Source organism: Amphritea japonica ATCC BAA-1530 (assembly GCF_016592435.1).
Taxonomy (GTDB): domain Bacteria; phylum Pseudomonadota; class Gammaproteobacteria; order Pseudomonadales; family Balneatricaceae; genus Amphritea; species Amphritea japonica.
In genome coordinates this window covers 2262479-2284152 of sequence record NZ_AP014545.1, presented here as the reverse complement: position 1 = coordinate 2284152, position 21674 = coordinate 2262479, and the positions used below count along the sequence as shown (strand labels likewise).

General features: G+C 48.2%; 20 protein-coding genes. 5 read left to right on the top strand and 15 right to left on the bottom strand.

What is annotated here, in order from left to right:
- Position 1: 1 nt before the first annotated feature.
- The 3 genes from AMJAP_RS10705 to AMJAP_RS10695 form a co-directional block, all read right to left on the bottom strand.
- Positions 2–703, bottom strand: coding sequence for a hypothetical protein (locus AMJAP_RS10705; protein ID WP_019620576.1), 702 nt, complete (start codon positions 701–703; stop codon positions 2–4).
- Positions 704–791: 88 nt separating this feature from the next.
- Entirely contained in the window at positions 792–2507 is a 1716-nt protein-coding gene (gene olsF, locus AMJAP_RS10700) for a bifunctional ornithine lipid synthase OlsF (protein WP_019620577.1), read from the bottom strand.
- 122 nt (positions 2508–2629) lie between these two features.
- Positions 2630–2818, bottom strand: coding sequence for a hypothetical protein (locus tag AMJAP_RS10695; protein ID WP_019620578.1), 189 nt, complete (start codon positions 2816–2818; stop codon positions 2630–2632).
- 225 nt (positions 2819–3043) lie between these two features.
- Between AMJAP_RS10695 and AMJAP_RS10690 the strand changes: the two genes are divergently transcribed.
- The 5 genes from AMJAP_RS10690 to AMJAP_RS10670 all read left to right on the top strand — a co-directional run bounded on the left by AMJAP_RS10690 (position 3044) and on the right by AMJAP_RS10670 (position 7546).
- Positions 3044–3331 (top strand): helix-turn-helix domain-containing protein, encoded by a 288-nt coding sequence (locus AMJAP_RS10690; protein WP_019620579.1) that lies wholly within the window; start codon positions 3044–3046, stop codon positions 3329–3331.
- 68 nt (positions 3332–3399) lie between these two features.
- Positions 3400–4470 (top strand): DNA polymerase IV, encoded by a 1071-nt coding sequence (gene dinB / locus AMJAP_RS10685; protein WP_026339983.1) that lies wholly within the window; start codon positions 3400–3402, stop codon positions 4468–4470.
- Between the two features lie 13 nt (positions 4471–4483).
- Complete coding sequence (locus AMJAP_RS10680) at positions 4484–5038, top strand: nucleoside deaminase (protein ID WP_019620581.1); 555 nt, start codon at positions 4484–4486, stop codon at positions 5036–5038.
- Positions 5039–5116: 78 nt separating this feature from the next.
- Entirely contained in the window at positions 5117–6679 is a 1563-nt protein-coding gene (locus tag AMJAP_RS10675; protein WP_019620582.1) for a SulP family inorganic anion transporter, read from the top strand.
- A 66-nt stretch (positions 6680–6745) separates the two neighbouring features.
- Positions 6746–7546, top strand: a complete 801-nt coding sequence (locus AMJAP_RS10670; RefSeq protein ID WP_019620583.1) for a sulfite exporter TauE/SafE family protein — start codon at positions 6746–6748, stop codon at positions 7544–7546.
- 348 nt (positions 7547–7894) lie between these two features.
- On the opposite strand, the gene AMJAP_RS10665 is transcribed toward AMJAP_RS10670, so the two are convergent.
- The 12 genes from AMJAP_RS10665 to AMJAP_RS10610 all read right to left on the bottom strand — a co-directional run bounded on the left by AMJAP_RS10665 (position 7895) and on the right by AMJAP_RS10610 (position 21566).
- Positions 7895–8245: a HopJ type III effector protein gene (locus tag AMJAP_RS10665; protein ID WP_019620584.1), complete on the bottom strand. Its 351-nt coding sequence runs from the start codon at positions 8243–8245 to the stop codon at positions 7895–7897.
- 39 nt (positions 8246–8284) lie between these two features.
- Positions 8285–9223, bottom strand: coding sequence for a ketopantoate reductase family protein (locus tag AMJAP_RS10660; RefSeq protein WP_019620585.1), 939 nt, complete (start codon positions 9221–9223; stop codon positions 8285–8287).
- A 100-nt stretch (positions 9224–9323) separates the two neighbouring features.
- A complete protein-coding gene (locus AMJAP_RS10655; RefSeq protein ID WP_019620586.1) occupies positions 9324–10811 on the bottom strand; it encodes a DEAD/DEAH box helicase in 1488 nt (495 codons plus the stop codon).
- Positions 10812–10887: 76 nt separating this feature from the next.
- Positions 10888–11739, bottom strand: a complete 852-nt coding sequence (locus AMJAP_RS10650; RefSeq protein ID WP_019620587.1) for a class I SAM-dependent methyltransferase — start codon at positions 11737–11739, stop codon at positions 10888–10890.
- 92 nt (positions 11740–11831) lie between these two features.
- Positions 11832–13523: an AMP-binding protein gene (locus AMJAP_RS10645; RefSeq protein ID WP_019620588.1), complete on the bottom strand. Its 1692-nt coding sequence runs from the start codon at positions 13521–13523 to the stop codon at positions 11832–11834.
- A gap of 113 nt (positions 13524–13636) precedes the next feature.
- Positions 13637–14215, bottom strand: coding sequence for a peroxidase-related enzyme (locus tag AMJAP_RS10640; RefSeq protein ID WP_019620589.1), 579 nt, complete (start codon positions 14213–14215; stop codon positions 13637–13639).
- Positions 14216–14330: 115 nt separating this feature from the next.
- Positions 14331–15233 (bottom strand): hydroxymethylglutaryl-CoA lyase, encoded by a 903-nt coding sequence (locus tag AMJAP_RS10635; RefSeq protein ID WP_019620590.1) that lies wholly within the window; start codon positions 15231–15233, stop codon positions 14331–14333.
- 2 nt (positions 15234–15235) lie between these two features.
- Positions 15236–17221, bottom strand: a complete 1986-nt coding sequence (locus AMJAP_RS10630; RefSeq protein WP_019620591.1) for an acetyl/propionyl/methylcrotonyl-CoA carboxylase subunit alpha — start codon at positions 17219–17221, stop codon at positions 15236–15238.
- A gap of 5 nt (positions 17222–17226) precedes the next feature.
- The gene (locus tag AMJAP_RS10625) at positions 17227–18033 is read right to left on the bottom strand and encodes an enoyl-CoA hydratase/isomerase family protein (RefSeq protein WP_019620592.1); all 807 of its coding nucleotides are present in this window, start codon (positions 18031–18033) and stop codon (positions 17227–17229) included.
- A 14-nt stretch (positions 18034–18047) separates the two neighbouring features.
- Positions 18048–19655: a carboxyl transferase domain-containing protein gene (locus AMJAP_RS10620; RefSeq protein WP_019620593.1), complete on the bottom strand. Its 1608-nt coding sequence runs from the start codon at positions 19653–19655 to the stop codon at positions 18048–18050.
- A gap of 267 nt (positions 19656–19922) precedes the next feature.
- Entirely contained in the window at positions 19923–21089 is a 1167-nt protein-coding gene (locus AMJAP_RS10615) for an isovaleryl-CoA dehydrogenase (RefSeq protein WP_019620594.1), read from the bottom strand.
- Between the two features lie 81 nt (positions 21090–21170).
- Positions 21171–21566, bottom strand: coding sequence for a MerR family transcriptional regulator (locus AMJAP_RS10610; protein ID WP_019620595.1), 396 nt, complete (start codon positions 21564–21566; stop codon positions 21171–21173).
- Positions 21567–21674 lie beyond the last annotated feature (108 nt).

The following is a 21674-nucleotide window of genomic DNA, read 5'->3' as shown; positions in this document are numbered from 1 at the left end:
CTTATAGTTTTATCTGGTGGCTCAACTGTAGAATATCGGCATTACCATTTTTTGCATATTCTAAAAGCGCCTGACGCCCCCCGGTTGCGTAAACGGCGACTGCGCCTAATAACGCTTTGAGTGTTGCTGCACTACGATTATCAAACTGACAATATGCACCGCCAGATAGTTTAGCCATTTGGGCGAAAGCTTTGTGTGCGGTTATATCGCGCCCTTCTTGAAAAATAAAGAGTGGTGTTGAATGAATGCCTAACTGGCCAGCCAGCTGGCAGAGAAAGTCTACCGGTTCTTCTACACAGTCACCGATGAATATGACGGCCTGTACCGGCTGCTTTCGGGTCTGACTGAGGCTGTGCTGAAGTAATCGGGCAATCTGAGTATGGCCTCCCAGGCAATGGACCTGATTCATCTGCTGAAGCAGGCTGTCAGTATCCTGTAGCCATCTGCTGGCGCTGAAGTTGTTAATACCGCCGTAGTGGCAGAGTTGCACTGATAATTGTCCTAGTTCTTTCGTTTCAAGAAACATTTCACTTTGCAGGTGGCAGGCATGATCCCAGGTTCTTTCACGACTGGCCGTGGCGTCCAGAGCGAATATAAGCCGGCCATTCCCCTGAGATGAAGTACTGAGCTGCTTAGCTTGTTGCAGGAAAGCTTCTATCTCATGGTCGCTGGAAACCGGGCGCAGGGAACGTTTATCTTTCATACGGGGTTTTGCCTGAATGACTATTTATCTCAAAGTCTGGCAGAAAACAGAGGGGCTTGCAGCCTCTTAATGTTAAATACCCTGGTGATTAGTTAATCTGGCCAATGTAGCGGGCTCTCTTTTTCTGTTTAAGGTAGTCCATATCAACTAACACTAACCCGTCAACACAAAAATTAAAGTCAGCATCTACTCCGAAGTCCAGGAAGCGTACCCCGCCTTCCTGGCAAACATCAGCATATTGTTTGTAAAGCGTGGGTACCACACAGTTGAGAAAATCCATCTGCTGTTTCAGCGTGCGGAAATCTTCTTTGTAGTCTGCTCCACTGAATAGTTTTTTCAAGTCACAACTCACGTCCTGATTGATCCTGTAGGGGGCTAAAGACTTACCAAGCGCGTCCTTATCGGGAAAATAGAGACTATAAAAATACACCAGCAGGTCTTTCGCATGTTGCGGATAGCTATTACTCAGGCTTACGGGGCCAAACATGTAGCGCACTTCGGGGTGACGTTTAAGGTACGCTCCAATACCGTACCAGAGATAATCGAGGCTGCGCTTTCCCCAATATTTTGGTTGGACAAAGCTGCGTCCCAGTTCAATACCCTGTTCGAAGAACTGCTGCATTGCAGGGGAGTAATTAAACAGAGTAGAGCTGTAAAGCTGGTTATCTTCACTGTTGTTCATCTTCCAGGCTTCGGCTAGACGGTAAGCACCGACGATTTCAAGTTCTTCTTCATCCCAGAGAATCAGATGGCGGTAGTGAGAGTCATAACGGTCCAGATCAAGTTTCTCACCGGTGCCTTCACCTACACAGCGAAAAGAAACCTCTCTGAGGCGGCCGACTTCCCGCATCACGACAGAATCGGCCTGATAATCGAATAGGTAGATTCGCTTACCATCAGCAGTTTCACCTAGTAACTCAGACTGCTTAAGTTCTTTTTTTAAGGCTTGACGGTTTTGAGGGTGGGCAATGGTTTTTTCTGTTTTGAATAAGGGCTTGCGTCCCTTAGCAAGGCGATAGAGGTGCTTCCTGACAAGTTTACTTTTTTCACTGCCAGGTAATGGAAGTTTTTCAAGCTGAGAGTAGGGAATTGGTTCACCCACTTTGAATATAAGATTCATGGCGCGTTTATTGAACATTTCCCTGGGAAGTAAAAGAGAGGCGAACGCTTTGTTGATGCCCGAGACGGTATAAAAGAGCGAAGAATTCTTGCCGCCAATATAGATAGGTAATAAGGGACTGTTAGTTTTTTTTGCAAAGTGTAGGTAGCCCTGGTTCCAGTGGCTGTCTTTAATACCCATCGCACCCGCACGGGAGACTTCACCGGCGGGAAAAACAATCACTGCTTCATCGTTCTGTAGTGCGATATTAATATTGGCGATATCCTGCTTGCGAGTTGAGCGGTTTAGGTTATCAACCGGTAGGAGCAGCGGGCTTAGCTGAGTAAATGAGGCGAGCATATCATTTGCAACAATACGAACATCTTTACGTATTTCGCCGATCATCTTCAATAGGGCGAGTCCGTCGAGGGCGCCGAGTGGGTGGTTGGCGATTATTAACACTCTTCCGCTGGAGGGAATATTCATCAGATCTTTATTGGTCAGGCTGTATGTGAAATTGAAGTAATCCAGCACTTGGTCAATAAACTCAAAGCCCTCACTGTTATCGTTTTCTTCGAGAAAATTATTGACCTCCTGTTCGTGGAACAGACGTCGCAGAAGAAATAGTGTTGTTTTTTTTATCGCAGAGGGTTTTTCTGCAAAAGAAGGGTATTTATCGTTTATAACCCGTTCAACGTTGATCACTATTATGGCCTGTATTATTACTGTTTACGGGCCAAATTTATGATATTTGTGTGACAGTAAGTTGGCAGAAAAGTGACTGTTTGATTACAGGAGGAATGATGTCTGATGGACATATATGATGATTAATCGAATTCGAGTGATTCTTTCCAGGGGTCTTTGTCTTCCTGCCGGCGGCCATGATTTTTTCGACGACCTGCTTCGTAACGAATCAGATTCCGGCGGTCATTTCCAGCGCGGCGATCTTGTATTACTCGTCGTTCGTCCATTGGGTTATGCTGTTCCTGTTCAGTATTCGAAGAATCTGATTCCATATGATGCTCTCCTTATTAATAACCTTTAGCGTAGGTGGTTATTATGTTTTTTACGAATAAAACCCGTTACAAATATCCTTAGTAGCCCTACCATCGGAGGTTAACTTAATGATTAATTGCTCCGGGACAATTTTTTTAACCTGGCTGGCTTGACGCTTAGCCTGGCAAACTCCAGAATTGTGGCTGCTATTTATGCTTAACGTTCATCTAAGGGAATAGGTTTCAATGGACATACTGAATACAACATTTGCTCGCCGTCTACTAATTTCTCATCTGGTTTCCACCGTGGAGCGTCCCAGCGTACCGGTCCTGATGGCTGAAACAGGCTGGCCACGCAGAACGATTCAGGATGTAATCAAAGCGATCCCGGGTATGGGTATCAATATCTACTTCAGACAGGACGGCCGCCGTAATAACGATGGGTATTACGTGATTGATAACTGGGGAGCGATCAACCCAATCTGGCTGAATCAAAATATTGAGAGTGTGAAGAGCTCACTGATTAATGCTTAGCTGTTTTTTTATACAGTGTTTCGTAGTAGGCTTGGGCGTACAGACAGTACGTAGCCAGGCCGCCAGTAGTGATAGATCAGCCTCAACGAAAAATAATCCATTGTGATTGTGATTGTTTCTTTGCCGCAGTCGAGATGCGGGACAATCCCGCTTTAAGAGATATTCCTTTGGCGATTGGAGGCTCATCTGATCGCCGGGGAGTGCTTTCTACCTGTAATTATCAGGCACGAAAATTTGGCATACACTCGGCAATGGCGACCGCTCATGCCATGAAACTTTGCCCTAATCTTACCGTTATCCCTGGAAGTATGGATAAATACCGCGAAGCTTCAGCTGCGATTATGGCTATTTATGCAGAGTATACTGATCTCATTGAACCGCTATCACTGGATGAAGCCTATCTTGATGTATCCGGTGTATCTGTTTTTGGTGGTAGCGCGACACTGATTGCAGAGGATATTCGACGCAGGGTGAGTGAAGCCGTTGGTATAACAATTTCAGCCGGTGTGGCGCCGAATAAGTTCATAGCTAAAATTGCCAGCGACTGGAATAAACCTGATGGCCTCTGTGTAATCACTCCAGATAAGGTGGATGCCTTCATTCTGCAATTACCGGTAAAAAAAATATTTGGAGTGGGAAAGGTCACCTCTGGAAAATTGCAGCAGATGGGTATCGAAACCTGTGCCGATCTTCGCCAATTAAGTATGGCAAAACTAGTTAACCGTTTTGGTCGGTTTGGCAAGCGGTTGTATGAGTTGAGCCGGGGAGAAGATGATCGCCCGGTTAAGGTAAGCCGAGAACGTAAATCGATTAGTGTTGAGCATACGTTTGCAAGTGATCTGCCTGATCTGCAAAGTTGCATCTCTCAGTTACCTGCTATGCTTGAAGAGCTTGAGCAACGTTTCCAAAGGCACAGTAAACAAAGAGAGGTAGCGGGAGGCGTTTTAAAACTGAAATTCTCAGACTTTACTCAGACGACGGTTGAGCAAAGTGGGTCCGAATGCCCGTTGATGCTGTACGAGCATCTTTGTCGTGAAGCATGGCTACGGGGTGGTAAAACGGTCAGACTAATCGGGCTTGGTTATCGGCTGAAGCCGCGTAACCCTCAGTCGGCAGAGCAGCTAAAATTGATTGATTGAGGGGGATAGTTCGATGGCAGAAGTGCTTATAGCTGAGCTTATTCAGCGGTTGGACCAGTTAGAAGCAGATGCCGACTATCCTGATGACATTAATGGTCTCTACTGTTGTCGATTAGCGCTCGATGCGTTAGAGCAGGGTAATTACGGTATTGCGGCAATTCTGATAGATGCGCAGGGAAAAGTAATTGCTCAGGCTGAGAATCGAGTCTTTAGCGCTGGTTACAGTAGTCATGCCCATGCGGAGATGTTGTTGATTGATCAGCTTGAACAGGGGCTGGATTGTCCTCCAGAAGAGTTAACCATGTTGGTATCACTGGAGCCTTGCCCAATGTGTCTGGCACGGTTGATTCTGTCGGGGATAGCCTCCGTTAGATATATGGCGCCAGACTCTTATGGGGGAATGATGAGTCACGCTGAGCGTTTTCCTCCGGCTTGGAAGAATCTTGCGCAGCTGCAAAATCATTATGAAGCGTATATTTCTTCAGGCGTCAGGGTACTTGCAGCTGATATAGCGGCCACAAACCTGGGGCTGTTGCGTAAAAAACTACTATCCCATATCCGCCCTTAGCACTGTTTTGTGCGCCCGCACAATGCTATAATCGCGCGCTTTTACCCCCCATACTCCATTCTAAATAAGTGTTCTCATATGTTGCAGTTGATTTATAAACGTTCTCAAAGCATGAAAGCCGATGTGCTGTCTGGTCTCACCGTAGCGCTGGCGCTGGTCCCGGAAGCGGTGGCTTTTGCTTTTGTTGCGGGTGTCGATCCGCTTGTTGGTCTGTACGCTGCCTTTATGGTAGGTCTGATCACGGCATCTATCGGTGGCCGTCCGGGTATGATTTCCGGTGCAACGGGTGCGTTGGCAGTGGTAATGGTCAGTCTGGTTGCGCAACATGGCGTTGAATACTTGTTTGCTACTGTTGTTTTGATGGGGATACTGCAGATTGCAGCGGGTATATTCCGGCTGGGTAAGTTTATTCGTATGGTGCCTCATCCTGTAATGCTGGGCTTTGTTAATGGTTTGGCCATTGTCATATTCCTGGCCCAAATGAAGCAGTTTCAGATTGCGGATGCTGACGGCGTGCTGGGGTGGATGCAGGGCGAGCAGATGGCGATTATGCTGGGGCTGGTTGCGTTAACGATGGCAATTATCCATTTTCTGCCAAAACTGACAACTGCTGTTCCATCAACGCTGGTGGCGATTTTAGCAGTGACCGGTCTCGTTATCGGTCTGGATATTGATGCTGCCCGGAGTGTGCAAGATGTTCTGGCAGATATGACGGGTGACGCTAGCGCAAGTATCGCGGGCGGTCTGCCGCAGTTTCATATCCCTATGGTTGAGCTTAATATCGAAACGCTGAAAATCATTTTTCCTTACGCGTTGATCTTAGCAGCCATTGGCTTGATTGAGTCTCTGCTGACGCTGACCCTGATTGATGAAATTACTGAGACCCGTGGACGGGGTAATAAAGAGTGCGTTGGTCAGGGTGTAGCAAACGTGGCGACCGGTTTCTTTGGCGGTATGGGCGGTTGTGCCATGATTGGTCAGAGTATGATTAATATAAGCTCTGGTGGAACTGGGCGCGCGTCAGGTATCTCCGCAGCACTTTTTCTGTTGCTGTTCATTATGGTAGGTTCCAGCTGGATTGAGATTATCCCGGTTGCGGCGCTTGTCGGTGTGATGTTTATTGTTGTTATTGGTACTTTCGAGTGGGCCAGTCTCAATATGATGCGTAAAATTCCACCTTCGGATGCGATCGTTGTTGTGACTGTTACTGTTGTAACGGTATTAACCGATTTGGCCATTGCTGTGATTGTTGGTGTGATCGTGTCGGCATTAGTCTTTGCCTGGAAGCACGCGAAGCATATGCTGGTGGAAACCAGCATGCACAATAACGGCTTTCTCAAGGTTTATAAGCCAAGTGGTCCGCTGTTTTTCGGATCTGTTCAGGCATTTCGTGATAACTTCACACCTAAGTTTGACCCTCAGGAAGTGATTATTGATTTCGCAAACTGCCGTGTAATGGATCATTCCGGTGTGGAGGTGATAGATTCACTGGTTGAACGCTATCAAAAAGCGGGTATTGATATTCACATTCGCCACCTGAGTCTGGAGTGTATTCAATTGCTGAAAAAAGCTGGCAGTGTTGTAGAGATCAATCGTGCCGAAGATCCAAATTACAAAGTGGCAGATGATAAGTTAGCTTAAATAATGGTTAATTCTTGAAAAGCCGTAACAATTGTTGCGGCTTTTTATTAGTTGCAGGTATGAATGATGGAAATTGAGTTAATTATTGCATTTATCAGTCTGGGGGCTGTTGTCGGTTTTCTGGCGGGTTTACTGGGAATTGGTGGTGGTCTGGTGATGGTGCCGGTACTAACTTCCATCTTCATATGGCAGGGCATTCCTCAGGAGCAGGTTGTTCATCTTGCTTTAGGGACATCAATTGCGTCAATCGTTATTACTTCTATTTCCAGTATGCGAGCCCATCATCGAAAGGGCGGTGTCCTATGGCAAGTCGTCAGGCTGATGGCACCTGGAATTATTGTGGGTGCTTTTTTAGCAACGTTTGTTGCGGCGGTGATGAGTTCTACAATATTAGGAATGTTTTTTTCCTGCTTTCTTGTCTATGCATCGGTTCAGATGTTCCTTAATATGAAGCCTAAACCTACTCGCGTATTACCCGGTAAGCCTGGCTTGTTTGCCGCAGGTGGGGTTATTGGAAGTATCTCTGCATTGGTCTCTATCGGTGGAGGAACTTTGACTGTGCCTTTTCTTAGTTGGCATAATATTGATGTCAAAAAGGCGATAGGTACGTCAGCGGCTATCGGCTTGCCAATTTCTGTGGCGGGAACATTGGGTTATTTGGTGAACGGCTTGTCAGCTGACTTAAATATTGATTATGTATTCGGTTTCATCTATTTGCCTGGCGTGATTCTGATCTCCATGATGAGTTTTCTGACAGCCTCATTGGGTGCTCATGTCTCGCACCTGCTTCCGGTTCCGGTATTGAAAAAAGTATTTGCTGTATTGCTGCTGGGGCTGGCAATTAAAATGATCAGTTCTGTTGTTTGATTGAAAGAGGTTTCTTTCAGGCGAAAAAAAAGAGCATCAAGACTATGAGCTCTTTTTTCAACTGCAAGAATGTCCGTTAATTACCTCTTCACAATCCTGGAAGAGGTTTTCCATCCATGGAAATTTTTGCGAAATACCCGATAGCATCCTGCCAAAAGGTCATTTCCATATCGCGTTATACTTCCTTGTCCCCCAGTTTTTCTTCAGTCCTTGAAGAGAATCGATCCAACGAAATCAGTATCGCTTGATAAGGGGTTAATGAATATAGGAAAAAGTCGTATTCTGTCTTTTTTATGCGACCATGATGTTTCTTATATGCGACAGATTGTCGCAGGTTTTTTCTATGAATTAACTACCTTGTTTTTGCTGTAGTGCTGTCTCTTCGAAGTTGATGCCTGCCCAGCCTTGAGCCATGAAATTACGGATATTGCCATGATCATTGTTCTGAGGATTTTCCAACACATCCTGATGGTAAAAACGGCCAAAACAGTTGAGCGTCTGTTGTTCTGACAGGCTGTGTATTTTAGCAAATGCAAAGATCTTACAGGAGCCTTCATTCGTGCCTGCTTCATTGATCAGATCACCGTTACTGAAGCGGGCAGGGGTGTAGTCATAATGCGCTTCGATAACAGCCATGGTGTCTTCAAAGTCTATTTTTGCAGGGGTGTTAAGCTGTTGGGTGAACTGTTGCAGATCCATATGTTATTCCTGTTTTTTTATGTTCTATAAAAGGCTGGTTTACTCTTGCTGCAGTAACAGGGCGTGAACCAATTCAGTATTAGGGACGTCGATCGCCAGTTGTCGGGCTCGCTTTATAACAGCTCCGCTGATGCCGTCCAGCTCAAGCGGCCGGCCTTTCTCCTTATCAACCAGCATTGAGGTTTTGATAGCATCGAAGTTGCTAATCAGCTCAAACATTTCGTCGATGTCTTGTTGGCTTAGCTCGACACCATCAGCCAGGGATACAGCGGCGACTTCTTGCATCATCCGATACACGGTTTTGCCGTAAGTAGGGTGAGACGTCAGGCTGCGGGTATCCAGATGAGTCAGGGCTGAAAGAGGATTGACGCCATTGTTGATTAACAGTTTACGCCATAGTTCATGACGTATGTCGTCACTAATGCGGGCGGGGATGCCTGCGTTATTAAAAGCATCTGCAAATAAAGCCAGTGCAGCAGGATTGAAAATCTCTGCGCTATTGTGATTTGGCCAGCTACCAAAAACTACCTGAGCAGGGCCTGTCGCTTCGATTTTACCCGGTGCAATGATATGGCCACCGATACGAACAGCAAGGCCGCCAAGCGTGCGTTGGCGGTTCAGAGTCTGCTCGATCATCGGTTCATTATCAACGCCATTCTGAAGTGATAAAACAGGCGTGTCTGCGGCGTCAAGCCAGGACTTCAGTTGCGCCAGAATTGAGTCTGTTGAACCGGTCTTGAGTGTGAGCAGGATAAGGTCATAGTCGGTACAGCTGTGATCCTTTTTCAGGGCCTCAAGATCGACGGCTTCCACCGGTTCCGAAAACTTAAGATCCTGATGGCTGACTTGTAATCCGTGTTCTTGAAGTGCCTGTAGGTGTTCACCACGGGCCAGGTAACATACCTGGTGGCTCTTAAGTTGGAGTCTGGCGCCGTAGTAGCAACCTATGCCTCCGGCACCAATAATAAGAAATCGCATAGTTAGCTACCTTTAAGATCAGAGGTTAGAACTATACCTACAGAGAAAATTATTTTCAGTCTGTAATGTTCAGCTTAGTTAAAAAAACGCCGGTCCGGGCTTAACCCCGGGCAGGGCCCCGATTACCGGAGCGTTGGCCGGGCTTTGCTGAACTATTTCCACGATTGCCAGAGCGTCCACCGCGATTGGCGGGTTGTTGGCTGTTTCCTGCAGGTTTGGCGCTGGCAGTTTTTCTGGAACCAGGCTTGGCTTGTCCCTGTGAGGTGTTGCCGCCGGTCTGCTTTTGATCCTGATTGTTGCCAGATGCGCGATGACGTTTGTTTTTACCCGCTGGCTTATGACCGCGAGCAACATCTGCGGAACGCTGGCCATCTTTGTGCTCGATATGTGGCTTTGGTTTTTTTGGTTTCTTAGGCTTTCGTGATCGCGTATTAAGCCTTGATTCTGGCAGGTTGTGTTGCGGTTGAAAGCCAAGGATTTCTTCTCTTTCTAAGAGCTTACCAATTAAATTCTCGATCGCTGATAATTGATCAAATTCGTCAGCGCTGACCAATGATATGGCCTGTCCGGTTGCCCCGGCACGTCCGGTACGACCGATTCGGTGGACATAATCTTCAGCAACATTGGGTAGGTCAAAATTTACGACTTGAGGGAGCTGTTCAATATCCAGTCCCCGTGCCGCTATGTCAGTCGCAACTAATATCTGTATTTTACCTTGCTTGAATTCTGCAAGTGCTTTGGTTCGTGCGCCCTGACTTTTATTGCCATGGATGGCCGCAGCGTTAATTTTTTCTGAATCCAGGTGCTTAACAAGCTGGTTTGCCCCTCGCTTGGTGCGGGTAAATACCAGTACCTGATGCCATTGGTGTTCTTTCACGAGTTCAGTGAATAGACGTGCTTTCTGTTTTTTATCAACCGGGCAGATCCACTGTTTTACAGTGGTAGCTGCTGCGTTACGTGGTGTAACGGAGATCTCTACTGGATTGTTGACCAACCCTTTAGCCAGTGTGCGGATTGAGTCAGAGAAGGTCGCTGAGAACATCAGATTCTGACGCTTCTGCGGTAGCAAGCTGATGACGCGTTTGATGTCATGGATAAAGCCCATGTCCAGCATCCGGTCGGCTTCATCCAGAACCAGCACTTCAACCTTGTTAAATTTCACGGCGTTTTGGTTATAGAGATCCATTAGGCGACCTGGGGTGGCGATAAGAATATCGATACCTTTACGAAGCTGCATCATCTGAGGGTTGATACTCACCCCACCAAAGACGGCGGTAGACCGAAGCGGCAGGTGCTTACCGTAATCGTGCACACTTTCAGCAACCTGAGCGGCCAATTCGCGGGTGGGAGTGAGAATAAGAGCACGAATCTGATTGCCTTTCGCGCGTTCACCCCGGCTAAGCAATTCAAGAAGCGGCAAGGTGAAGCCTGCCGTTTTTCCGGTGCCGGTCTGAGCCGCTGCCATCAGATCCTTGCCTTCCAGTACTGCAGGAATCGCCTGCGCCTGAATGGGGGAAGGGGTCTCGTAACCTTTATCGGCAATGGCAGTGAGTATCGGTGCCGACAGGCCCAGCTCGGTAAATTTCATGCACGCTCTCTATAACTGAAGTGTCAATATGACAGGAGCGCGAAGGATACAGGAAAGGCGCTCTAAATGGCAGTATTTATGCCGTTCGCAGGCGGCAACTGAGTTGCCAGACTTCGATAGAACCGCTACTCAGATTAGCAATAAGATTGGGTGCCATCTTGTTGAAATCATCACCCAGAATTTGGGTGGGGGAGATGGGCGGAATTCTATCAGTTGAACGGTTTTCTGGGTTTGTTTCTTTATTTGCTTGCCGTTTACGCCATGCCAGCGCTTCTTCTGACCAATGGTCCGTATGATCAAGAGTAAAACCACTTGAAGTCAAAAGGTTTGTTAACTCGGTCAGAGTAATGAGGTGTGACTGTTCGGCTGCTCGTGCCCAGGGGACGGGATAACGCATCTGTTCAGGATGAGGGCCCTGGAGTACTTCATGGAGCAGAAGATTGCCGTTGCTGTCCAGAACTCTGCGGCACTCTTGCAGACAATGTTCTGTGTTGGGGATATTCAACAAACTATGCTGAAAAATAATGCAGTCGAAACTGTTGTCAGCAAAGGGTAGTTGCTGTGCATCACAGGTTGCAACTCTGATAGCACTGTCTTTTTTGAACAGTTGAGATATTGAGCTGTTCAGCGTATTAAACCGGTGAGTAATATCGATTCCGGTGATCTCTACAGAAGCGTCCTTTTCCTGAATATGGGTTGAGATCAGGCGCATCAGTCCACCAACGCCAGAGCCAACTTCAAGGATTTTTTTTGGCTGAATCTCTTGCAGTTGTAGCAATAGCTTTTCTGAGGCTTTGATACCGCCAATATGGAGCTGGTCTATGGGAGCCAGCTGATAGACTGTTGGCCCACGGGGATAGCGCTCGCGCAATTGAGCAAGTAACGCATCCTCATCCATCTGGCCGGAATAATGATTGTCTATATCCATGCTGCTGTCCTATTTGAGTTTGCCCGGTTGCGTAAGTTAAAACGGAGGCTCTTTTTAGGGAGCCTCCGTATGTGGTCAGACGACAATCAGTATCAGATATCATCCAGACCCAGTTCTTTGATGGAGACCTCTCGCATCTTGAACTTCTGGATCTTTCCGGTAACGGTCATCGGAAACTCTTCAACGAACTTGAAGTAACGCGGTACTTTAAAGTGGGTGATCTTACCTTTACAGAAGGCACGAAGTTGCTCTTCGGTAACGCTATCGGCATCACCATTGAGTTTAACCCAGGCAATTAGCTCTTCACCGTACTTCTTGTCCGGCACACCGGTAACCTGAACATCACTGATGCCTGGATGAGTGTATAGGAACTCTTCGATCTCTTTAGGATAGACGTTCTCGCCGCCACGAATAACCATATCTTTAATACGGCCTACGATCTGGATGTAACCTTCTTCATCCATAGTGGCCAGATCTTCTGTATGCATCCAGCCATTTTCGTCAATGGAGCCCTTGGTGGCTTCTTCGTTTTTCCAGTATTTCAGCATTACACTGTAACCCCGGGTGCAAAGCTCACCGATCTCACCGCGATCAACAATCCGCCCGGTGGCAGCGTTAACAATTTTAGTTTCCAGGTGTGGCTGGGTACGACCTACAGTGGTTACGCGCTTCTCAAAAGGGTCATCAGCGGCAGTCTGAGTAGAAACCGGGCTGGTTTCAGTCATGCCATAAGCGATCTGAACCTCTTGCATGTTCATCTTCGAGTTAACCGCTTTCATTACTTCAGCCGGGCAGATTGAACCTGCCATGATGCCGGTGCGCAGAGAAGACAGGTCATATTTATCGAAATCAGGATCTTCAAGTTCAGCGATAAACATTGTAGGTACGCCGTATAAAGCGGTGGCTTTTTCTTTCTCCACTGCTTCAAGCACTGCCTTAGGTTCGAAACCGTCGGTTGGGTAGATCATGGCTGCGCCATGGGTCATGCAGCCCAGGTTGCCCATCACCATACCGAAGCAGTGGTAGAGAGGAACCGGGATGATCAGGCGATCTTTATCCGTTAGATTTTGACTCTCACCAACAAAATAGCCGTTATTCAGGATATTGTGATGACTCAGCGTGGCACCCTTAGGAAAACCAGTGGTTCCCGAAGTGTACTGAATATTGATAGCGTCATCGAACTGCAGCGTTGCCTGAATTGCTTCTACTTCTGACAGTTCAACCTTGCTCGCTTCTTCAACAAAGTCGTTCCAGCGCCACATACCCGGATGCTGTTCTTCTGACAGGTTAATAATGCATTCAAGTGTTTTCAGCTTTTCTGATTTAAGCTGGCCTTTCTCGCAGTTGCTCAGTTCTGGGGCTAATTCTTGCAGCATCTGAGTGTAATTAGATGATTTGAAACTATCTGCAGTTACCAGGTATCTGGCACCAGACTGGTTAAGAGCATACTCAAGTTCGTGGAGACGGTAAGCCGGGTTAACGTTAACCAGGATGGCGCCGACTTTAGCGGTGGCGAACTGAGTAACTGTCCACTGAAAATTATTTGGTGACCACATTCCGACCCGGTCACCGGCTTTTACGCCAACCGCCAGAAGGGCGCGGGCGCACTGTTCAACTTGTTCGCGCAATTGTGAGTAGGTCCAGCGAATATCCTGATAATGTACAATCAGTGCATCGTTGTCGGGGTAGGTGGCACAGATCTCATCGAACTTATCGCCGATGGTCATGCCGAGTAGCGGTTTATTACTAGTACCGCTGGTGTAACTGGGTTTTGCATTGCTCATTGCTTTATCCCTTCTTTATTCTTTTTGACGGAGAGCCTTGTTATTCTGTCAGTCAGCTATTCGTTTAGGCGTAAGCCGCTGTACTCTCGCTTCAATTAGGTTAGTTAATTCGGTTAACGGGCCTGTGCGTGATATTCAGGATTCGGTTGCATATCAACGGCACTGGCAATTCGGTTAGTCATGTTGTAGAAACCGGCCACGTTGGCGATATCCCAAATATCCTGATCTGAAAAGCCTGCATCGCGGAGTGCCTGACGGTCTTCCTCTTCGATCGCATCTGCAGAAATAGTCATTTTCACGGCAAAATCAAGCATGGACCGGTGTCGCTGAGAAAGCTCTGCAGCACGATAATTAATCGCCATCAGTTCGCCCAAAGCAGGGTCTTCAGAATAGTTCCGTACTGCAGCACCGTGGGCGACTATGCAATAGAAACAGTGGTTCTGAGAGGACACTGCAACAGCGATCATTTCGCGTTCTAATGTGGTTAAATTACCTTCACCGAACATCAGCTCATTATAAAACTTAGAGAACACGTCTAATTGTGCTGCGTTGTGGCTATAAGCGGTCAGTACGTTAGGTACCATTCCCAGCTTTTCATCACAGACTTCGAAGTATTTTTTGAAGTCCGGTGATAGTTCATCCCGTGTCGGAAAGTTTAGATCCAGCGCGGTAACATGGTCCGGTTGAGACATCCTATTACTCCGTATTATTGTTATGTCAGAGCGGTTTTAATATTGTCTATATTAGGGTAAACCCTTATCTTCTATCAAGCGCTTCAGATAAAGGCTTACCCTGTGACCGCGGTGCTTAGTTACATCCGAGTGCCAGTGCGACTTTTGAGCCACTGGTACGGCCCAGTTGAGCCGTGATCCAGTGGCCGGTTTGCGCCAGCTTTTGAAGATCAACGCCGGTCTCAATACCGAGCCCGTTAAGCATATAAAGTACGTCTTCGGTAGCAACATTTCCAGACGCACCCTGAGCGTAAGGGCACCCGCCAAGACCAGCAACAGAAGCGTCAATGACAGCAACACCTTCTTCTACAACCGCGTATAGGTTAGACAAAGCCTGACCGTAAGTGTCATGGAAGTGAGCTGCCAGCTTTTCAACGGGCACTTGTTGTGCAACGGCTTCGAGCATTCGTTTCGCTTTCAGTGGGGTACCGACACCGATAGTGTCGCCCAAAGAAATTTCGTAACAACCCATGTCCAGAAGATCTCGACTGACCGCTGCCACTTGTGCCGGATCAATTTCACCATCATAAGGACAGCCCATCACGGTGGAGACATAGCCCCGCACCCGGATGTTATGTTCTTTGGCCATTTCGATCACGGGCGCGAAGCGCTCAAGACTTTCCTTTATTGAACAGTTGATGTTCTTCTGGGTGAACGCTTCCGAGGCGGCACCAAATACGGCAACTTCATCCGCGCCGGCAGCAATCGCCCCTTCCAGGCCTTTTACGTTAGGCGTCAGCGCTGAATAGGTAATACCCTGTTTGCGGGTAATACCAGCCATTACGGCGCTGGCATCGCCCATCTGAGGAACCCATTTGGGCGAGACAAAACTGGCCGCTTCGATATGCGTCAGACCGGTATCGCTTAGCTGGTTGATCAACTCAACCTTTATAGCTGTATCGATCACCGGGCCGGATTCGTTCTGGAGACCGTCGCGGGCCCCCATTTCGAATAGGCGAACATGCTTAGGAAAAGCCATGCTTAGTCCTCCGCAGCATTTAGCGAAATTAGCTCAGCACCATCTTCAACCAAATCACCCTCAGCGAAGTACACCTCAGCCACAGTACCGTCATGAGGTGCCTTCAGGCTGTGCTCCATCTTCATCGCTTCCATGATTACTACGGTTTCGCCTTGTTTAACTTCCTGGCCAGCTTCAACCAGTACCGCAACAACGGCACCATTCATAGGTGCAGTCAGGCTGTTATCACCAGCGCTGTCGTCGCTACTGAAGCTTTCACGATGCTGCTCACAGATAAACTGCTCGCCTTCGTGGAACAGGGTCAGATCGTCACCATCATTAAACAGATGCACGCTAAGGCGGTGGCCGTTGATGATCACATCAAGTTTGTCATCGTTAAGCTGTGCAGATACCTGATAGCTGGCATCGCCAACCTGAATCTGATACTGACCGTTCTGCTCGACAATGCTCAGGTCATATTCGGCTTCGTTATGAATAAGCTTGAGTGGACGGGCGTACTCAGAGTTAACGCGCCAGCTATTCTGATGACCAAAAGGAGAAAACGGATCATCTGGATTCGTGGCTTGCTGTTTGGTTTTTTCGCTGAAGAAGCAGGCGGCCATGACCAGGCAGTACTGGGTATCCAGATTGCTGGCTGGGAATAGCAGCTTTTCATGCTTCTCGATAAAACCGGTGTCCAGATCTAATGCTTTAAATGGCGCACTTCCTGCCAGGTTACGCAGGAATCGCAGGTTAGTCTTAAGGCCGCTGATGCGATATTCCTCAAGGGCTTTTTCCATGCGAGCGATAGCGCGGTCACGATCATCATCCCAGACAATCAGTTTGGCGATCATTGGATCGTAAAATACGCTGACTTCATCACCTTCAACTACGCCGGTATCAACCCGCACGTGCTGGCTTTCTTCCGGTGTGCGCAGGTAGTGCAGGGTGCCGGTAGCCGGCAGGAATTCGTTATCCGGGTCTTCGGCATAAATACGAGCTTCCAGAGCGTGGCCGTGGACACGGACTTCATCCTGCTGCTGTGGCAGGGGTTCACCACTGGCAATACGTAGCTGCCATTCAACCAGATCTTGTCCGGTGATGAGCTCGGTGACCGGGTGCTCTACCTGCAGGCGGGTGTTCATCTCCATGAAGTAGAAAGAGCCATCCACGTCGTACAAAAACTCGACGGTACCAGCACCAACATAATCGATTGCCTGAGCAGCACGTACAGCCGCTTCGCCCATCGCAATGCGGGTTTCATCGGCAAGGTTTGGTGCAGGCGCTTCTTCAATAACTTTCTGGTGGCGACGCTGTACAGAACAGTCACGTTCCGCCAGATAGACACCGTTCCCCTGCTTATCGCAGAACACCTGAATCTCTACGTGGCGCGGTTGTGTCAGGTAGCGTTCAATCAGCATATCGGAGTTACCAAAAGCCTTTTTGGATTCGCGACAAGCAGATGTGAGTGCTTCATCGAACTCATCAATAGAGTTCACAACGCGCATCCCTTTACCGCCACCACCGGCAACAGCTTTTAGCAGTTGTGGGAAACCACATTTTACTGACTCTTCTTTCAAAACGGCAGGGGTCTGATCATCACCGTGATAACCCGGTACCAGTGGTACAGATGCGTGAGACATAATCTCTTTTGCAGCAGATTTTGAGCCCATTGCTTCGATTGCACCGGTAGGTGGTCCGATGAACTCGATACCGTTGTCAGCACAAGCCTGAGCGAACTGGGCATTTTCAGACAGGAAGCCATAACCTGGGTGAACTGCCTGAGCGCCGGATTGCTTAGCGATCTCGAGAATTTTATCTGCCCGAAGGTAGCTTTCGCTGCTTGGTGCAGGTCCTAACAGAAAGGCTTCATCTGCCATCGCAACATGACGTGCGTTGCGGTCTGCTTCAGAATAGACAGCAACACAGCGAATACCCATGCGGTGTGCGGTTTGAATAACACGACAAGCGATCTCGCCGCGGTTAGCTATAAGAATTTTACTAAACATGCCGCTTACTCCTGGATCCAGTTCGGTTTACGCTTTTGCAGGAAAGACCCTAGTCCTTCCTGGCCTTCGTCGCTGACGCGGATGTCCGCAATGCGACGGGCAGTATCATCGATCACCTCTTTAGTGATCTCCTTCTGGCTGACTGCGTAGATCAGATCTTTGGCAGCTTTCATTGCCTGTGGGCTATTTTTACGCAAAGTTGCGATAAAACGGTCGCAGGCTTCATCCAGTTGATCCACGCTCTCTACTACTTCATGTACCAAACCAAATTCTTGTGCCGTACGGGCATTGAAAAGTTCAGCGGTAACAAAGTAGCGACGTGATTGTCGTTCGCCAATAGCGCGAACAACGTAAGGGCTGATAACCGCAGGGATCAAGCCAATCTTAACTTCAGATAGGCAGAAACCACTGCTTTCGGCGGCGATAACGATGTCACAGCAAGCGGCCAGGCCGACAGCGCCACCATAAGCGGCGCCTTGTACCAGTGCGATAGTTGGCTTGGAGTGATCGTTTAGTACTTCCATCAGACGAGCCAGACGGCCCGCATCTACCATATTCTCTTCATGGCTGTTTTGAGCCATGCGTTTCATCCAGGCCAGATCGGCACCGGCGGAGAAGTTTTTACCACGGGAGCGCAGTACGAGTACCCTGACTTCAGGGTCTTCGTTGGTCGCTTCGAGGTTGGCTATCAGCTGTTCAATTACATCGTCATCAAAAGCGTTATGAACTTCAGGACGATTAATGATTAGCTGAGCGACACCGTTATTGCTTTTTTCAAGCAATACCAGTGGGTTATTTGAATCAGTAGTCATAGTCAGACCCTCCGTTACATGCGGAACACGCCGAAACGGGTTTCACCCACCGGCTTGTTCAATGCAGCAGAAAGACTCATACCGAGAACGTCGCGGGTCTGAGTTGGATCGATAACACCATCGTCCCAAAGACGGGCAGAGGCGTAATAAGGGTGACCCTGATGCTCATAGGTTTCGATAACAGGCTGCTTGAATTCAGCCTCTTCATCGGCAGACCATTCCTGGCCAACGCGATCCATGTTGTCACGTTTTACAGTTGCCAGTACACCGGCAGCCTGTTCGCCACCCATGACCGAAATACGGGCGTTTGGCCACATGAACATCATATTAGGGCTGTACGCACGACCACACATTCCGTAGTTACCGGCGCCGAAGCTGCCGCCAATAAGTACGGTGAATTTAGGCACATCGGCGCAGGCTACCGCAGTAACCATCTTGGCGCCATGCTTAGCGATACCTTCAGATTCGTACTTCTGACCTACCATGAAGCCAGTAATGTTCTGCAAGAACAGCAGTGGAATCTTACGCTGACAGCAAAGCTCGATGAAGTGAGCGCCTTTTTGTGCAGACTCGCCAAACAGAATGCCGTTGTTTGCGACAATGCCCACTGGATAGCCGTGGATATGCGCAAAACCTGTCACCAGTGTTGTGCCGTATAGCTTCTTGAATTCATCGAATTCAGAACCGTCGACTATACGCGCGATAACTTCACGTACATCAAATGGTTTTTTCAGATCAGTACCAACAATGCCGTACAGGTCATCAGCTGGGTAAAGCGGTGCTTTAGTCGGCTGAGTCTTGATGTTGATATCTTTGCGACGATTGAGATTGGCTACACAAGTGCGTGCAATTTCGAGTGCATGATGATCGTTTTCAGCATAATGATCGGCTACGCCAGATGTTTTACAGTGAACATCGGCTCCACCGAGATCCTCAGCGCTAACGACTTCACCGGTAGCTGCTTTAACCAGCGGAGGGCCGGCCAGGAAGATAGTGCCTTGCTCACGTACAATAATAGACTCGTCTGACATAGCTGGAACATATGCACCACCAGCAGTACAGAGACCCATTACTACAGCAATCTGTGGGATGCCTTTAGACGACATACGTGCCTGATTGAAAAAGATACGACCGAAGTGGTCCCGGTCCGGGAATACTTCATCCTGCTGGGGCAGGTTAGCACCGCCGGAGTCGACCAGATAGATACAAGGCAGATGATTTTGTTCAGCGATCTCTTGAGCGCGCAGATGTTTTTTAACCGTCAGTGGAAAGTAGGTTCCGCCTTTAACGGTTGCATCGTTGGCGATGATCATACATTCCTGACCGCTAACCCGGCCAATACCGGTAATGATACCAGCCGCTGGAATATCGTCATCGTAGACGCCGTAGGCTGCCAGTTGGGAAAGCTCAAGCAAAGGCGAGCCTTCATCCAGCAGAACGTTGATACGCTCACGGGGCAGTAACTTGCCGCGGGACAGGTGACGTTCCTGATATTTGGCGCCGCCACCCTGGTGAATTTGTGCTGTCTTGTCACGCAGGTCGCTTACCGCTTCAGCCATTGAATCATAGTTGGCGCGGAAATCTTCAGCCCGGGAATTGATTTTAGAGTTTATAGTAGCCATCAATTGTCCTCTTGGAAGTTGGGTAAGGGTTATTGCGCTGGTGTATCAGGCGTGAAAGGCTGTATCAGAGTCATAGCTTATCGATGTAAGCCTCTCCTAATGTACATGTGCCTTTTAGTCTGCTTCACCTGCGCGCATAACGCGGTTACTCAACTCCTTTCTTATTGTTCTGTTGTCAGTGTGAAAAAATAAGGGGGGCTTCAGTATGAAGCGAAGGCTCCCCCTTTAAACCTTCATCTGAAGGTGTCCACTTACTTAAAAACAGTCTTACTTGTTCAGGAACAGCTCACGGCCGATCAACATACGACGGATCTCCGACGTACCAGCACCGATTTCATACAACTTGGCGTCACGTAACAGACGACCCGTTGGGAATTCGTTAATGTAGCCGTTACCGCCCAGAAGCTGAATTGCATCCAAAGCGATCTTAGTTGCCATCTCTGCGGTGTAAAGAATGACTGCTGCACAGTCTTTACGTGAAGTCTCACCACGCATTGCTGCTTGTGCAACTGTGTAAGCATAAGCTTTAGAGGCATTCATCAGGGTGTACATATCTGCAACCTTACCCTGTACCAGCTCGAACTCACCGATAGCTTTACCGAACTGAACGCGGTCGCGAGTATAAGGAACACAGATGTCCATCGCTGCCTGCATAATACCCAGTGGGCCACCAGCCAGTACCAGGCGCTCATAATCCAGACCGGACATCAGAACTTTTACACCACCACCGAGTTCGCCAAGAATATTTTCCTTAGGTACAACGCAATCTTCAAAGACCAGCTCACAGGTGTTAGAGCCGCGCATGCCCAGCTTGTCCAGCTTCTGGTGGCGAGAGAATCCAGGTGCATCGCGTTCAACGATGAATGCTGTGATTCCTTTAGGACCAGCGTGTACATCAGTTTTAGCGTAGATTACGTAAGTGCTGGCATCAGGACCGTTGGTGATCCACATCTTGTTGCCATTCAGCAAATAGTGATCGCCATTATCACGTGCAGATAGCTTCATAGAAACGACATCAGAACCTGCATTCGGCTCAGACATTGCCAGTGCGCCGATATGCTCACCGCTGAGTAGCTTAGGCAGGTACTTCAGTTTCTGCTCATGGGTACCGTTACGGTTGATCTGGTTAACACACAGGTTAGAGTGCGCACCGTAGGACAAGCCGACAGATGCGGATGCGCGGCTGATCTCTTCCATAGCGATCATATGAGCCAGGTAACCCATGCCAACACCGCCGTACTCTTCGCTGACGGTGATGCCGAGCAGACCCATGTCGCCGAATTTCTGCCACAGATCATTTGGGAATTCGTTATCGATATCGATCTGTTCTGCGCGGGGTGCGATTTCAGAGGCTGCGAAGCTGTTAACGTGTTCGCGAAGCATGTCCAGAGTTTCACCCAGGCCAAAATTTAGTGAGCTGTACTGTGCAATCATTTCCTGTCCACCTGTTTCTTAAGTGTGTTTTATTGTTGTGCTTTGTCTTACGTTTCGGCTTAGTGCAATACTATGATTGCGCTAAGCCGGTTTGTTCTTAAGTTCATTCATTGCGTCCTGACAGCGACTTTCTGCACTGTCCAGTTCGAGTTGAAGCATGGCAATATCTTTGAGTTGCTGTTCGAGTGCCATCTTCTTTTCCTGAATTTTGGTCATTAAAAGCTCGAGCTGTTTCATGCTGCCAGTCGTGCTTTCATCCCATAATTCGAAAAGCTCACGGGTTTCAGCCAGTGAAAACCCTAATCGCTTTCCTCTGAGAATCAGCTTTAATCTCACCCGGTCAGGCCCGCTATAGATACGGGTTTGTCCTCTACGGCTGGGAAAGAGCAGTTTCTGGTCTTCATAAAAGCGAATGCTGCGAGTTGTGACATCAAACTCACTGGCCAGATCGCTGATCGAAAATGTTGATGGGCTCATAACGTACTTCTTGTTTTATTGTGATGATCTAAATTTAGCGGAAGTTTACGTAAACGTAAAGCAAAAATACAATTCGTTGTAATTTCATTAAACCAGTTGGCAATTTGA